The sequence below is a fragment of the Acinetobacter sp. V91_7 genome, assembly GCF_031799075.1.
In the GTDB taxonomy this organism is placed as follows: domain Bacteria; phylum Pseudomonadota; class Gammaproteobacteria; order Pseudomonadales; family Moraxellaceae; genus Acinetobacter; species Acinetobacter calcoaceticus.
Window position 1 is genome coordinate 1 of record NZ_JAVQNT010000018.1, and the last position, 14,922, is coordinate 14,922.

Here is a 14,922-nt window from a genome sequence, read left to right on the forward strand (position 1 = left end):
TTCAACAAGTTTCTATCTGCATCACCGCCGATGGATGTGCATTATAGAGGATTAACAACCCTTTGCAATACCTTTTTAAAATTAATCACACCGTATGGCTATTTTTTAACCTTTTTAGCATATTATCTATATTATTTGATCAATTTTACATTGATAATAGGTTATCGATTTTGTATTAAAACATATCTCCACCCAACTGCACATTAAGTATTAGCCTGGCTGGCGGTTAAGGAATTATATGAATTATTCTAATTTAATTTTATTAAGCGTGTTATCTGTAGGTGTTTGCACCTCTATATATGCTCAAGAAAGCACTATAAGTGAATCTCCTAATGCTAACTCATCAGCAGAAGTTGGACCTCATCATGTTCGATCACAAATTATTAATGATTTAAAAAATATTAAGGTTAAAGATTTAAAAATAAATGCAAATGCAGCACAACCAGATCCTGTAAAAGATCCTTTGCAATCCCTGAACCGCCCAATTTATTCTTTTAATGACATGTTGGACCGAAACTTTTTGCGTCCTGTTGCAGTTCAATATAAAGAAAAAACACCAGAAGACGTACGCGGTTCTTATCGCCAGTTCCGTAAAAACCTAGGAGAACCATGGAATGCTGTTAATCAGCTTATTCAAGGTCGCCCAGCTCGTGCAGCAAAAACTTTAGGTCGATTTACGATTAATACCTTAACCACTCTTGGTTTGGCAGACCCAGCCAGCCGCTTAGGTTTACCAACTGAGGAAGAGAATTTTGGTGTAACTCTTGGTTACTATGGTGTGCCCTCTGGTCCATTCCTTATGCTACCTTTCTTTGGGCCAAGTACTTTACGTGATGGTTTTGGTTTGGCAGTAGATGCTCAAGCTCGTCCACAGAAATATATTCTTGATGATCAAGATGGTGTTTATTGGTCGAGTAACTTATTACAAGCTGTTGATACACGTGCTCAATATCTAGACTTAGATCAGACCTTACAGGGTGATCAATATGCCATGATTCGAGACTTGTATCTCCAACGTAAAGCATTCCAAATTGCTGAGAAAAAAGGTGATTCAGCTGATGTGTCTTTCATTGATGATGATTCAGAAGATACACCAGATGAGAATCAAAACCCTTAAAAGATAAAATAAAGGTATTGCTTGGATTGAGAGTTCGGCAATACCTTGATTTTGATCATACATACTCTATGATGAATAAAGTGATCATATAAAAGGACTACCATATCTTCTATGTATTTTATTAAACCGACACGCTCTATCCCTTATTTAGAGCAAGCTTTGGATAAACTACCAGGCTTACAAGTCATTAACATAGATGATTTAGACTTATATGATCCAACCATCATTGCAATCGCAGATGTACAAGATTTCCTAACTTTTAAGTGGAATTTACCAACTATTGTAATTGCTTTTGAAAATGAAGGTGGCGCTTTAGCTCATGCATGGGAAGCAGGCGCTCTTGCAGGTTGGGTATGGAATCAACTACCTAACGATTTAAACAAAGCATTATCAAGAATTGATGCTCAATATAAGCGTAATCAAGATAGCCGTGACTTACCTTCGGCTGCTGAATTGCAAAAGCGATTATTACCAAACCCAATCGATTTATTAAATTATGAAGTCGAAACTTTCTTTCAGCCTTCAGCTTATCTTTCCGGTGATTGGTATGACTATTGGAAATTAAACGATAAAGAAGTTTTATTTTATCTTGCAGATGTTTCAGGTCATGGTGTAACGAGTAGTTTGCTAACATCATGGATGGCAGCTTTCCATGGCCGATCTAAAACCCCAAGACAATTAATTAAAAAATTAAACGGGATGTTGGTTCAAGAAAATATTGAAAAGCACATTACGATTGTTGTGGGTATTTTAAATCTTGAGACGCATACCCTTCGTTGGTCAAGTGCTGGGCACTACCCTCCTCCTATTATTTTCGAACCTAACCAACCACCCAAAATTTTAACAACGAGCAGTTTTCCGCTAGGTTTAACGGATGAGTTGGAAGTTGAAGAGCATATTTGTACATTAAACCACCAATCACGCTTCATTATTTGTTCTGATGGAGCCCTTGAGCCCTTTGATGGTGGTTTAAACGATCAGTTCCAACAATTAGTTCATCATTTGCAAAATCAATCATTTCAAGCACCCGATCATGTGGCCGATGATATTGCCATCTTTAGCCTTTGTCGAATGAATTAATTTACGAATCAATTAATTACATAATATACGACCTAAGGACTCTTGAGTCTGAGATGGCACTATGTGATAATTTTTCTATCCTTCTCTGAAAATGGCATTTATATGTCAACAGGTCATGTTGAATATGCAAGCTTAAATGGAACGCATATTTTCAAACTTATTGGTGAAGTGCGAGCCCATTCTTGTATAAGTCTAGACAAACTTTTAAACAGAATTGAACAGCAAGAGAATGTTGTTGGTGCAATCGTTGATTTAACCCAAACAACATTTATTGATAGTACTGTATTAGGTATCTTAGCTAAGCTAGGTTTAAAGCTGAAACAGACTCATCATATTCAAGCTGTGATGCTATCTACCAATCCAGATATCACAACCTTAGCCAACAGTATGGGGCTAGGGCAGGTTTTTGTCATTTTGAATTATTGTGGTGATCCTAATGTTTGTACGTTAACGTTAACAGATGAACAAATCACTCATAATGCAATGCTAAGAACTGTTCTGGATGCACATAAGACATTGATGAAACTCAATGCAAACAATCAGAATATGTTTGAGCCACTTGTGAAGCAGTTACAGAAAGAACAAGATACGCTTGAACAGGTATCGGATAAGCAAAATGCCTGATTTTCACGATTAAGCCGGATTAGAATATGACTCTTGTTTCTGTTGCTCAAATGAACTCTCAAGATGATATTGAAAATAATTTTCAAGTCATTGAGTCTTTGATTCAACAAAGCAAGGCGCAAAATGCTAGCCTGATTGTTTTCCCTGAAAACTTTGTATGTTTTGCTGCTGGAAAACAACGTGAAACTGCTGAGCAATTTGAATCTATTCAACAAAGGCTGGAGCAACTAGCGCATCAATATCAAATCTGGATTGTAGCTGGAACCTTACCATGTCCATTCCGTCCAGATGGATCTACGATTCAAGATGGTCGCGTCCGAACCGTTAGCCTCTGTATCAGCCCTGAGCGTACAGAAGCACGTTATGACAAGATCCATTTATTTAATGTACAAGTTGGTGATGCGGTCGGTGGTTATCAAGAGTCTCGTTTCTTTGAACCAGGAACAGACGTAGTAGTCACATCTACCCCTTTTGGCAATATTGGCTTAATGGTATGTTATGACTTACGTTTTCCAGAGCTTGCTCTAACGCTAAGACAACAAGGCGCTCATCTTCTTACTGCTCCTGCTGCATTTACCTACACAACTGGGCAAATGCATTGGCAACTTCTGCTACAGGCTCGGGCAATGGATAGCCAATGTTATGTTTTAGGTGCAGCACAACAAGGCTGGCATGGTGAAAAACGTCAAACCTGGGGACACTCGGGGGCAACAGATAGTCGTGGTCAAATTTTAAGTATGATTGAATATGAAGGGAATGGTTTAATCACTGTACCTTTTGATTTAACAGCACAAGATCTTGTCCGCTCTTCAATGCCTCTAATGACACACCGTAAATTGATTCACTATTAAAAGTTTAATTATTCATGTGGAAATACTTATTTAGCTTTTTTTGCTTGGGGGCAAATATTCATTGTTATGCAGAGTTTGGCACAACGAATCATTTCGTTTCACCAACTGCACAACTCAAATCAGATATTCTTCCCTCTACTCCTAAAGATATTCCTTTGCCTGCATTTGGCCAAAGAATAATTGGATGGGGAACTGGCGCAGAAGGCGCAAGACAACGTTTAGAAAATATTCAACCAGCAGATGTTTCTATGATTAAAAAACAAGGAACAACACTTGAAATGATTACTGCTTGGAAAGATTTTTATGAACAAGAGCAACAACGTAGTGTAAATAATCCTACTGCTAAATATCGTGCACGTTTAATGAAAAAAATTGCAGATCTATGGTAGACAATTTTATCTAAAAGATTTTTATCTTATGGAATAATTGATTTAATTATTCCATTTTTTATGCCCCTTAATTTACTTTATTCATAACCTATTCTTATGAACATTTAAGAAACTGAATAGAACGCGATATACTACAAAAGCAATATTAGTTTCTTTGAGGAATATATGGACCAAGACTGTAAAAATTTAAAGCTTGAGAATCAACTATGTTTCCTCGTCTATTCAACAAATTTAGCTCTTAATCAGCTCTACAGAAAACTCCTAACGCCTTTGGGTATTACTTATCCTCAATATTTGGTGATGTTAGTTTTATGGGAACAGGATGAAGTTACTGTTTCAGAAATTGGTGCCAAGCTTTTTTTAGAATCATCAACTCTCACCCCTATTCTGAAAAAATTAGAAGCCCTACATTTTCTTCACCGCACTCGCTCAACACAAGATGAACGCCAAGTTATTATTACGTTAAGCGAGGAAGGAAAAAAATTAAAAGATCAGGCAATGAATATTCCATCAGAAGTATTAGATGCAAGTTCATGTGATATGACAACGCTACTGGACCTAAAAGATCAACTTACTAAACTCCGTACAAACCTAGTCAAATAAACAGCAATTTTTTCAAAAAATATACTTGTCAAAACAATTAAGTCGTGTACGATATATTTGTATTCAATTTATTTTAGGAATAAAAACGATGTCATTAGAAAAAGTTGTTTATCGCGCAAAAGCTAAAGCAACCGGTGGTCGTGATGGCCGCGCAACCTCATCAGACGGTGTATTAGATGTACAACTTGGCGTACCTAAAGAAATGGGTGGTGCTGGTGGTGCTGTAACAAATCCTGAGCAATTATTTGCAGCTGGTTATTCAGCATGCTTTTTAGGCGCTTTAAAATTTGTTGCAAACCGCGATAAATTTAATATTAGCAAAGATGCGTATGTAGAAGGCGAAGTAGGTATTGGTCCAATTCCTACAGGTTTTAGTATTGAAGTAACTTTAAATGTTTACTTGGTTGGCATGGACCGTGAAGAAGCTGAAAAGTTAGTTGCAGCAGCTCATATCGTTTGCCCATATTCAAATGCAACTCGCAATAATATTGATGTGAACTTTAATATTGTGACTGAGTAATTTTTCAAGTTTCAAAAATGCCCGAATCTTATCGGGCATTTTTATTGCACGTTACAAATTATGCTTCACTTGCTTCATTGGTTACTCGAAGCACTTCTTCGAGTGTAGTTTTACCTGTAAGCACTTTGCGTAAACCATCATCACGAATAGAGCCAGAGTACTGACGAGCATGATTTTCTAATTCATATTCAGCCGCATTTCCGTGAATCTGACGGCGCATAGAATCATCAACAGGCACAATTTCATAAATAGCTGTACGCCCATTAAAACCTAAATGTGAACAATGATCACATCCTTGAGCCTGTGGTAACTTCAACATAGACTCACTATGAATATGCTGAAATACCTGTCTTTCGAAAGTATCTGCTTCACGCCATGTCATACAATGTTGACATAAAGTACGAACCAAACGTTGAGCAATCACTCCTATTAAAGAGCTCGATAATAAGAATGGTTCAATCCCCATATCTTTAAGTCGAGTGACCGCGCCAATAGCGGTATTGGTATGCAGTGTAGATAAAACCAAATGACCTGTTAATGATGCCTGTACTGCAATTTCAGCAGTTTCCAGATCACGAATCTCACCAACCATGACCACATCTGGATCTTGACGCAACATTGCCTTTAGAGCACGAGCAAAAGTCATATCCACTTTAGTATTGACCTGTGTCTGCCCAATACCTTCAAGTTGATATTCAATCGGATCTTCAGCTGTCAAAATGTTACGCGTATTGTCATTTAGATCCGATAAGGCCGCATATAAGGTCGTCGTTTTCCCCGAGCCTGTAGGACCTGTTACCAAAATAATCCCGTGCGGACGATGTACTAACTGAGTTAAACGCTCATAGTCATTTGCCATCAGACCCAGATGGATCATATTAAGACGACCAGCTTGTTTATCAAGCAAACGCATTACAACCCTTTCACCATGCGATGAAGGTAAAGTCGAAACACGTACATCTACTTCACGTCCAGCAAGACGTAAAGAAATACGGCCATCTTGCGGCACCCGTTTTTCCGCAATATCGAGTTTTGCCATGACTTTAATACGTGAAACCAGCAAAGGCGCCAACTCACGGCGTGGTTGTACAATTTCACGTAATTGACCATCTACACGTAATCGTACAGATAGTTTCTTTTCAAAAGCTTCAATATGAATATCAGAAGCTCCTACCCGTATTGCTTCTGAAAGTAGCGCATTAATAAGACGAACAATTGGGGCATCATCTTCTTGGTCCATCAGATCTTCTGTTTCTGGAACCTGATCGGCCAAGCTTAATAAATCAGGATGATCTTCTAAACCTGCTGCAACTTCTTGTGACTCCCCTGTATCTCGCGCATAACTTGTACTAAGCAGTGCATTAAATTCTTGTTCAGTACATAATTGGTAGTGAGCTGGCTTACCTAGAATTCGTCTTGCTTCCTGCAATGCAATTTTTTCAGTATTTTGACGTCTAATAATAAATACCTGATCACCGTCATAACGAAATAAAACACCATGACGCTTGGCAAAACTATATGGAACTTGTATTTGTTTCAATATTTGCATCACAATTTATAATGATGAGTAAGATGATTTTGAGTGTACTCTAAGCAGATTACAGCGTGAAGTCTGTTTAACAACTCGGTAGAGGAATTTTACGTCTTGTTTGAAAATAATGAATATCAGCCTCGTCCCCAGAATTCTTTAAAATGGTGGGGCGAACAGCACTTTGAAATTAATCAGGCTAAAGCATGGCAATTCGGTTCAATGCTTTTTCGTCTAACGCGCGGCATAAAAGAATGGCGTATCGAATATTATCGCCCATCTCTTCAAGACGATAATGAGCAAGATTGGCACCCAATCGCAGATCCGAATTTTGCCTTTCCGCATACTGTTCAAGTAGAACGCTACATGTTCCGGAAAACTAATCCAGAATTTCTACTGATGCCACGTCTGGCAGACCGTTCCGTAGTAATTAAACCCGTTGATCCTATCTACATTCCAGCGGGGCAACGCGGAACTCTTTATATTAGTACACCGCTATGGATTGCCGGTTTAGTTGAAAGTCAGCATGAGCCTTTGTTTGAAATTCCTGTGATTCAACCTAAAGATACATGGTTTGGTCCAAATGCCCAGCAAGGCGAAATCTGTTATGCCACTTCCGTAGATGGGCGTACCGATTTGAACCTGTTAACCCCCCGTGCGTTTCGTGCTGTTACACCAATTGATTTTCACAATACCAGTAATCATCAATTGCGTTTTGACCGCATGAATGTACCTGTTACCGCTCTGCCTCTTTTTTATAGTGAAAGTACTGGGCGCTTATGGACTTCTCAAATTAAAGTTTTCTATGAAGGCTCTGATCGTCCTGCACGCATTCGTATTGAAAACCGCACTCCACCACTTGCAGGTGAAGTGACCTATGTTCATCCACCACGTTCACCTGGTGGAGCATTATTCAATATGTTTGATTCATTCTTTTAAGAGGTTTATATGGCTGATTCAAATATTCCTAAGGATATCGCTGATAGCCTCACCAGTATATTTACCAATATCAATACCGAGCGTATTAGTGAAATTTTAGTCGGTGTTGTACTGTGTTTTATTGGTTTTGTTCTTGCCCGTATTATTTCAAATACATTTATTAGAACCATTGGCTCACGCTTTAATGCTCATCAACGTTTGGTGTGGCGGCGCGGTATTTTTTATTTTATTTTCTTACTCTTCATTATGACGAGTTTAAAAGAAGCTGGTTTTAAACTCAGTGTATTCCTTGGCGCGGCAGGGATTCTAACCGTAGCACTTGGTTTCGCCTCGCAAACGTCTGCCAGTAACTTAATCAGTGGTTTATTTTTAATTGGTGAAGGTTCGTTTGAAGTCGGTGATACGATCCAGATTACCCTCATTCGTGGAAATACGATTGAAGGTGAAGTCATTTCAATTGATTTGCTCTCTGTAAAATTACTTACACTCGACAATGTTTATATTCGTCTGCCAAACGAACAGCTTATTCGTGCCCCCGTACACAACTTATCTAAATACCCAATACGGCGTATTCCAATTACACTTGCAATTAACTTCCATGAAGACATCATTAAAGTTCGTGAGGTTCTACTTAATGTAGCAGCTCATTATCCGCTTGTGTTAGATGACCCAAAGCCTGCTGTTACAGTTACGGCCTTTCGTGAATCATCGATTGAACTTTTATTTGCAATGTGGTGTCGACAAGAAAATTCTTTAAAAGTCCGAGATGAGATGCAAGAAAGAATTCGAAATGGATTTTTAGATAATCAGATTGAAATTCCTGTTCCTAAAATGGGTTTGATTGATCGACCATCTACTGTTTTTGCTGAAGATGATATCGATCAATACACTAATCAAAATGAGTTAAAACGAGAGCCTAAAGCTTAGGCTCTTCATTTTTCTGTACAGCGGATGACGGTGGTAATGGTGCAATATAAGCAATAATTAGCATTACCCCACCTGCTCCAATAAATGAAATGACCCGAGTTAAAGTCGCACTTTGCGATAGATCAAGCAAAATTAGTTTTAATACGACAATTCCTAAAAGCGCAGCACCCACAAACCACAATTGACGAATCATTTTTCGACTTGAGAATGTGGTTAAAATGAACGCTAATACGACCCAAAGTAATGTCAAACTTAACTGTACTACGCCATTTGTCCAAATTGCAGCGCTCCATAGTGGTGTCGCCCAGTAATGGTGCAAACCTCTGACCACCACACTACTGAATACTAATAATCCCACTAGAATTGTTGTAATTTTAAAAGTCCACTCAAGCGATTTATCTTGATCAAAAGCATGTTGATAGATAATAAAGAGAAGACCTGCAAATACTGCAATTGAAAGAAAATCAGTTAAGTTGAACAAAGGAACAAAATAAAGGTACTCGGCAGAATGGATATCGACACTCACCACAAGCAACCAAAGTAAACTTAAACACCACACCGGAATTTGATGTAACAAAGCAGTTTTATGGGACTTATACGCCCAGAGTGAATAAACTACGGGTACAAAAGCCAAAGCAACTATTGGCATTTGTGGAAAGATCGCCAAACCAATCATCGCTAATGCAAGCCAACTTAAACCAGACCAGACCTTTAGATATCCAGACTGACCTGACTGCGGTTGAGCCATAATAAATAAGACACTAAGAGCAATTGCAGCAACAAGGAAAATACCCTGTTGCAATATACTCGGCCATTTAAACATGCTGAATACTTGGCTGGTAAAGACCTCACCAAAAATTAACAACAATAACAGGCTAACTAAAATTAACTGCAAACTTTGCCATTGCACATGCAATTTATAGTGCACAACTAAACTAAATATTAATAATAATAGTATCGCAATCATCAAATATGGGCTTAAGCCATGATGGTGCCATGCCATTATTTCTACACCTGCTACAGCACCCGCATACATCCCTAAACATAAGAAAATACCGCTAAACATGCTGGCACTAAAATAGTGTTGCTCTTTGCTGTTGTACTGCAACAAATAGAAGGCTGAAATAAATTGGGCAATTGCATAAATGCTTGTGCTTAGAGTCGGGAACTCTGCATTCGCCCAAAATTGATAAAACAATGCAACTGAACTGAGTAAAACTAAAATGACACCAATATATCGGCTTAAACGGTAGCGCTCAGTTACTCCCCATACAATGAGGGCCGTACCTTGAGCAACCCAACCAATTGCAGTCCAATGTGCCCCTTTCGCAAGTGGAAAGATTAAAGCAAAGAATGCAACGGCAAGAATGAAAAAACTTTTTGCTAGTACTGAAAGTTGAGGATGACTCTTTTTGATCCAGAAAGTTAATACTGCATAGGTACCCGCTAATACTGCAGCACCAATCGTCAACGCTTGTGTAGACTCATGTACTAAATAGGCATGTAGTGTGAAACCTAGTACAGGCACACTAAAAATAAGACCAACATCTAACAGTGGTGGTAAACGAATACCTTCTTGTTTTTCATGCTCTGAAACCCGCGCTATATTTTGGCTATAACGCACACTTAACCAAATAAATAATCCTATATGCAGCCATAAAATCCAGTCCAATGTGTCAAATTTTGCTGGTTCTGCATAAAATGCGATTGCAGTACCACCAATAAACATCGTGGCAAAGAAAGCGATTTGATTTAAGATTTTCCAAGGCTGAATAAAATTAACGGCGGCAACCGCAAGATTAATAACCAAATAGTAGCTGAATAAGAAAACCACATCAGGGCGATATTGCGGAATCACCAATGGGGCAGCATAAGCCATGCCGAGTGCTAAAATCGCTAAATAAATCGCCTGTTGCTTTAAACTTAAAAATACAGTGATTGCTAATAAAATAGTAAATAAGATGCTAGCTGTAGTTAGGCTGGCAATTACACCAAAATGATGTGAGAACACAAGTGTTAGGAATACAACTGCCAGTCCAACACCTTGTAATGCCACAGCAAAAAGTTGATTTTTCTTTTGCAAGGTATATCCAAATCCGGTTAATACGCCTCCAGCAATAGCGATAAATCCAAGTTTCACACCTAAACTCAGCTGCCAATGTTCACTTGCAAAACGCAGTAATAACACCACCCCAACCATGAGCACAGCAACAGCAACTCTTAAAATTGGATTGCCATGTACCATCCAATCTATTGCAGGTTGCCACCATGCAGTTTGTACAGGAGCTAGATTTTCTTTTTGATCTAAAGTGTTCGTTTCAGGTAGAGCTGGCTTGATCATATTGCTTGGATCAATTGGCTCTAGTACGGGTGTTACAGCATCTGTATTTACAACTTCATTTACATGAACGGTTTGTTTTGCTGACTCGAGATACAACAGTCGAGTATGAAATGCGCTAATCGTTTGGACCAAACATAACAATAAAACCAGTAATGCACCGCTAGCAATCCACATCCAGTGATTCATATAAGCAACTAATGCAACCAAAGTAGCCGCATAAATCACTGTTGTTTGCATATGAATAGAATAAAGCGGAGTTGCTTGATGAGAAAACTGTTGTTCTAAATGAGTCAGACGCTGATGCAGATTTGACAATAACTGAACTAGTATTACGATAAATGCAATAGATAAAACAACAACTGCACTATGAAATTTAAAACCAATTGACATGGCTAAAAACAAAGTCAAAGCGATCAAAACAATGATCATTCCCTGTTTGTCTTTTTTATACATGGGCTTAGCAATATGACACCTTCATTACATGTCATCTTACTTTAAGCAAATACAAGCGTATATTTATACATACAAAATACTGCAAAAATCATAAATCTGCATTCATATCCGTTTTCACGTAAAATACCCGTAATTCAGATTAAGGAATTGTTCAATGCCACCATTTGTCTTGGTTGATGGGTCCTATTTTTTATTTCGTGCATATCATGCATTACCACCATTGACGACCTCTACAGGGTTACATACCAATGCAATACGTGGAGCAATTTCTGCGATTCAAAAATTGATGCGTCGTATGCAACCAACGCATATGGCCGTAATTTTTGATACCCCCGAACCAACCTTCCGTCATAAGCTTTCACCGATCTATAAAGGTGACCGCCCGAGCATGCCCGAAGAGTTGTCTCAACAAATTCCATATTTACATGCATTGATTAAAGCTCAAGGTATTCCTTTATATAGTCTCCCTGGCGCAGAAGCAGATGACATTATCGGTACACTTGCTAAACGTGCCGTACTCGAAGGACACCATGTTCTTATCTCGACTGGAGATAAAGACATGGCTCAATTAGTTAATGATCATGTAAAGTTAGAAGATAGCTTTAAAGATCGCGTAATGGACACCGACGGTGTATTTGAAAAATTTGGCGTTTGGCCAAATCAGATTATCGACTACTTGACTCTGATGGGTGATGCATCTGACGGTATTATGGGTGTACCGGGTGTAGGCGCAAAGACAGCAGCCAAGTTATTGACTGAATATGGCACTTTAGACAATATCATTGCCAATGCAGACCAACTTAAAGGCAAGATTAGCCAGAATATCAAAGATAATTTAGACAATATTAAGCTTGATCATCAGTTAGCAAGCATTGTGTGTGATCTTCCTTTAGAACTCGATTGGCATGAATTAAAGCTTATCGACCCAAATGTTGATGCTTTACGCAATCTATATACTGAGCTTGAATTTAGAAATCAGTTACAGTCGCTTGATCATCCAAATAATCCGAACAGCTCTAGCTATAAACAACAAGTTTCACAGGTCGTAGTTCAAGATGAAGTTAAACCGGCTGATTCTATAGAAACTGAAGATCAGGCAAGCTTAACCAGTCAAGATGACCAACTTGGAACCGCCAATTACCACACTGTTTTAACTCAAGAAGCATGGGATCAACTCTGGCAACGCATGCAAAATGCCGATCATTTTGCCATTGATACAGAAACTACAAGTCTTGACTATCGTATTGCGGAGATGGTCGGTTTTTCAATCGCATTTGATGCGCAAGATGCCTATTATGTTCCTTTGGCGCATAACTATGAAAATGCTCCACAGCAACTGAACCGTGAGCAAATTCTGGCTCAAATTAAGCCTGTATTAGAAAATGAAGCGGTTAAAAAAATTGGCCATCATCTTAAATATGATGCACACATTTTTGCAAACCACGGCATTGAGCTAAAAGGCTGGTATTTCGATACCATGTTGGCATCTTACGTATTGAATGCGGCAGCGACTCGTCATGGAATGGATGATGTTGCTCGTGTCTACTTAAGTCACTTAACAACGACTTTTGAGCAAATTGCTGGTAAAGGTGCAAAGCAGAAAACATTTAATCAAATTGAGATTGAAGTCGCTGCTCACTATGCAGCAGAAGATGCACATGTCACCTATCGTTTATATGAAGTACTTTCAAATAAACTTAAGCCATTCCCTGAGCTAGAAAATATTTTATATAACATCGAAATGCCAGTTGCTCGCATTTTGTCAGGCATGGAAGAAGATGGCATTCGTTTAGATCATGCATTCCTAGATAACTTAAGTGTTGAATTTGCAAAAACTATGGAAGGTCTTGAAAATCAGGCCATGGAAATTGCAGATGAAACTTTTAATATTGCTTCACCTAAGCAAGTAGGCGAAATACTATTTGATAAATTAGGAATCAAAGGTGGTAAAAAAACCGCAACTGGGCAATACAGTACAAGCGAAAGTGTTTTAGAAAAAATTGAACATCCTTTAGCGGAAATTATTTTAGAACATCGCGGATTGGCAAAACTAAAGAGTACTTATACGGACCGTTTGGTTGAGCAGTCTCATAATGATACGCATCGTGTACATACGAGTTATCATCAAGCCTTAACAGCGACAGGTCGTCTATCCTCTTCTGATCCTAACTTACAAAATATTCCAATTCGTAGACAAATTGGTCGTCAGATTCGTAAAGCATTCATTGCACCAGAAGGCCGAGTTCTATTGGCTGCCGATTACTCGCAAATTGAACTACGTTTAATGGCACATTTTTCTCAAGATGATGCTTTAGTACATGCGTTCCAGCACGGGCAAGATGTTCATCGCCGTACTGCTGCCGAAGTATTGGGTATTGCAATTGAAGATGTGACCAATGACCAGCGTCGTCAAGCCAAAGCAGTAAACTTTGGCCTACTTTATGGTATGTCTGAGTTTGGCTTAATTCGTCAGTTAGGTTTCACACGTCAAGAATCACAAAATTATATTAAGCAATATTTCCAACGTTATCCTGGTATCTATGAATATATGCAACGCACGCGTCAAGTTGCATCAGAGCAAGGATTTGTTGAAACCATTTTAGGTCGTCGTCTTTATACACCTGATATTGATGCACGAAATGTGATGGTGCGTAAGGCTGCCGAACGTGCTGCGATCAATGCACCTTTACAAGGTAGTGCTGCTGATATTATTAAAATTGCGATGATTGAAGTTGATAAAATCTTGCCAAAAGATCAAGCCAAGTTACTACTTCAAGTACACGATGAATTAGTTTTTGAAGCCGATCAAAACATTGCTGAAGAACTTTCCAAACAAATCGCAAAAGTCATGGAATCAGTTGTAGAAATTTCTGTGCCTTTAGTGGTTGAGGTAGGACAAGGTCTAAACTGGGATGATGCTCATTAATTAACAGAAATAAAAAAAGGGCTGTGAAATACAGCCCTTTTTTATTGAGTCAGCTTAAAGGCCTGTTAATAGAACTTTCGCTACTTCATTCATTAGGATCTCGGCAATATAGAGTGCTAAAAATGCCAAAATTGGAGATAAATCAATCATTCCCATATTAGGCAATAAACGACGGAATGGTGCGAGTAATGGTTCAGCCAAATCTTGAATCACCTCAATATAAGGTGAACGCGATTGAGTGAACATAACAACCCAACTCAAAATGATTGTTGCGAAAATTAAATAACGGCAGAAACGAATCAAATCCTGAATCATGGTCACAAATGTCAGAATCAGTAAATGAATCGGACTATTTGGCATAGAGCCAGAAAGATACATCACACCGAAAATTTTCAGCAAATACAAAGTAATTAAAAGAACCAACGCAGCCAAATTAAATCGGCCTTTTGCGACCGTCGGAAAAATTCGGCCAAAAATATCAACAATCTTAGTCGCTTTTACGGTCGATAAAACCACAGGATTATAAGGACTTACTGCCGCTAATTGCATTAAAAAACGGAAAAAGACCAATAAAATCGCGACATTAATTAAAATTCCAAAAATTAGCGCAGAATTTGCACCCAT

The 14,922-nt window shown here is 38.5% G+C and carries 13 protein-coding genes; 10 read left to right on the forward strand and 3 right to left on the reverse strand.

Translation table 11 applies throughout. From position 1 onward, the window contains the following. Positions 1-238: 238 nt before the first annotated feature. The 7 genes from RMB03_RS00610 to RMB03_RS00640 all read left to right on the forward strand — a co-directional run bounded on the left by RMB03_RS00610 (position 239) and on the right by RMB03_RS00640 (position 5,184). The gene (locus tag RMB03_RS00610; RefSeq protein WP_311073138.1) at positions 239-1,117 is read left to right on the forward strand and encodes a VacJ family lipoprotein; all 879 of its coding nucleotides are present in this window, start codon (positions 239-241) and stop codon (positions 1,115-1,117) included. A gap of 111 nt (positions 1,118-1,228) precedes the next feature. Beyond that, complete coding sequence (gigA, locus tag RMB03_RS00615) at positions 1,229-2,197, forward strand: RsbU family protein phosphatase GigA (RefSeq protein ID WP_311073140.1); 969 nt, start codon at positions 1,229-1,231, stop codon at positions 2,195-2,197. A 102-nt stretch (positions 2,198-2,299) separates the two neighbouring features. After that, on the forward strand, positions 2,300-2,821 hold the full coding sequence (gene gigB, locus RMB03_RS00620) for an anti-anti-sigma factor GigB (protein ID WP_002117273.1): 522 nt from the start codon (positions 2,300-2,302) through the stop codon (positions 2,819-2,821). Between the two features lie 26 nt (positions 2,822-2,847). Further along, positions 2,848-3,672 carry a carbon-nitrogen hydrolase family protein gene (locus RMB03_RS00625; protein ID WP_311073143.1) on the forward strand — a complete coding sequence of 275 codons (825 nt, stop codon included), beginning with the start codon at positions 2,848-2,850 and terminating at the stop codon, positions 3,670-3,672. Positions 3,673-3,686: 14 nt separating this feature from the next. Next, complete coding sequence (locus tag RMB03_RS00630) at positions 3,687-4,061, forward strand: DUF4951 domain-containing protein (RefSeq protein WP_017391223.1); 375 nt, start codon at positions 3,687-3,689, stop codon at positions 4,059-4,061. Positions 4,062-4,226: 165 nt separating this feature from the next. Further along, the gene (locus tag RMB03_RS00635) at positions 4,227-4,664 is read left to right on the forward strand and encodes a MarR family transcriptional regulator (protein WP_311073146.1); all 438 of its coding nucleotides are present in this window, start codon (positions 4,227-4,229) and stop codon (positions 4,662-4,664) included. Between the two features lie 88 nt (positions 4,665-4,752). Beyond that, positions 4,753-5,184, forward strand: coding sequence for an organic hydroperoxide resistance protein (locus tag RMB03_RS00640; RefSeq protein ID WP_003655074.1), 432 nt, complete (start codon positions 4,753-4,755; stop codon positions 5,182-5,184). Between the two features lie 58 nt (positions 5,185-5,242). On the opposite strand, the gene gspE is transcribed toward RMB03_RS00640, so the two are convergent. Then, positions 5,243-6,733, reverse strand: a complete 1,491-nt coding sequence (gene gspE / locus RMB03_RS00645; protein ID WP_004641278.1) for a type II secretion system ATPase GspE — start codon at positions 6,731-6,733, stop codon at positions 5,243-5,245. 96 nt (positions 6,734-6,829) lie between these two features. On the opposite strand from gspE, the gene RMB03_RS00650 reads away from it, so the two are divergent. After that, a complete protein-coding gene (locus RMB03_RS00650; protein WP_209831625.1) occupies positions 6,830-7,651 on the forward strand; it encodes a hypothetical protein in 822 nt (273 codons plus the stop codon). Between the two features lie 9 nt (positions 7,652-7,660). Continuing rightward, positions 7,661-8,578 carry a mechanosensitive ion channel family protein gene (locus tag RMB03_RS00655; RefSeq protein ID WP_311073148.1) on the forward strand — a complete coding sequence of 306 codons (918 nt, stop codon included), beginning with the start codon at positions 7,661-7,663 and terminating at the stop codon, positions 8,576-8,578. Here the strand turns inward: RMB03_RS00655 and RMB03_RS00660 are convergent. Next, entirely contained in the window at positions 8,568-11,372 is a 2,805-nt protein-coding gene (locus RMB03_RS00660) for a DUF2339 domain-containing protein (protein WP_311073149.1), read from the reverse strand. The two genes, RMB03_RS00655 and RMB03_RS00660, sit on opposite strands and share 11 nt — an antisense overlap. A gap of 154 nt (positions 11,373-11,526) precedes the next feature. On the opposite strand from RMB03_RS00660, the gene polA reads away from it, so the two are divergent. Then, entirely contained in the window at positions 11,527-14,298 is a 2,772-nt protein-coding gene (polA, locus tag RMB03_RS00665) for a DNA polymerase I (protein WP_198078966.1), read from the forward strand. A gap of 54 nt (positions 14,299-14,352) precedes the next feature. On the opposite strand, the gene RMB03_RS00670 is transcribed toward polA, so the two are convergent. Further along, positions 14,353-14,922, reverse strand: coding sequence for a YggT family protein (locus RMB03_RS00670; RefSeq protein WP_003655065.1), 570 nt, complete (start codon positions 14,920-14,922; stop codon positions 14,353-14,355).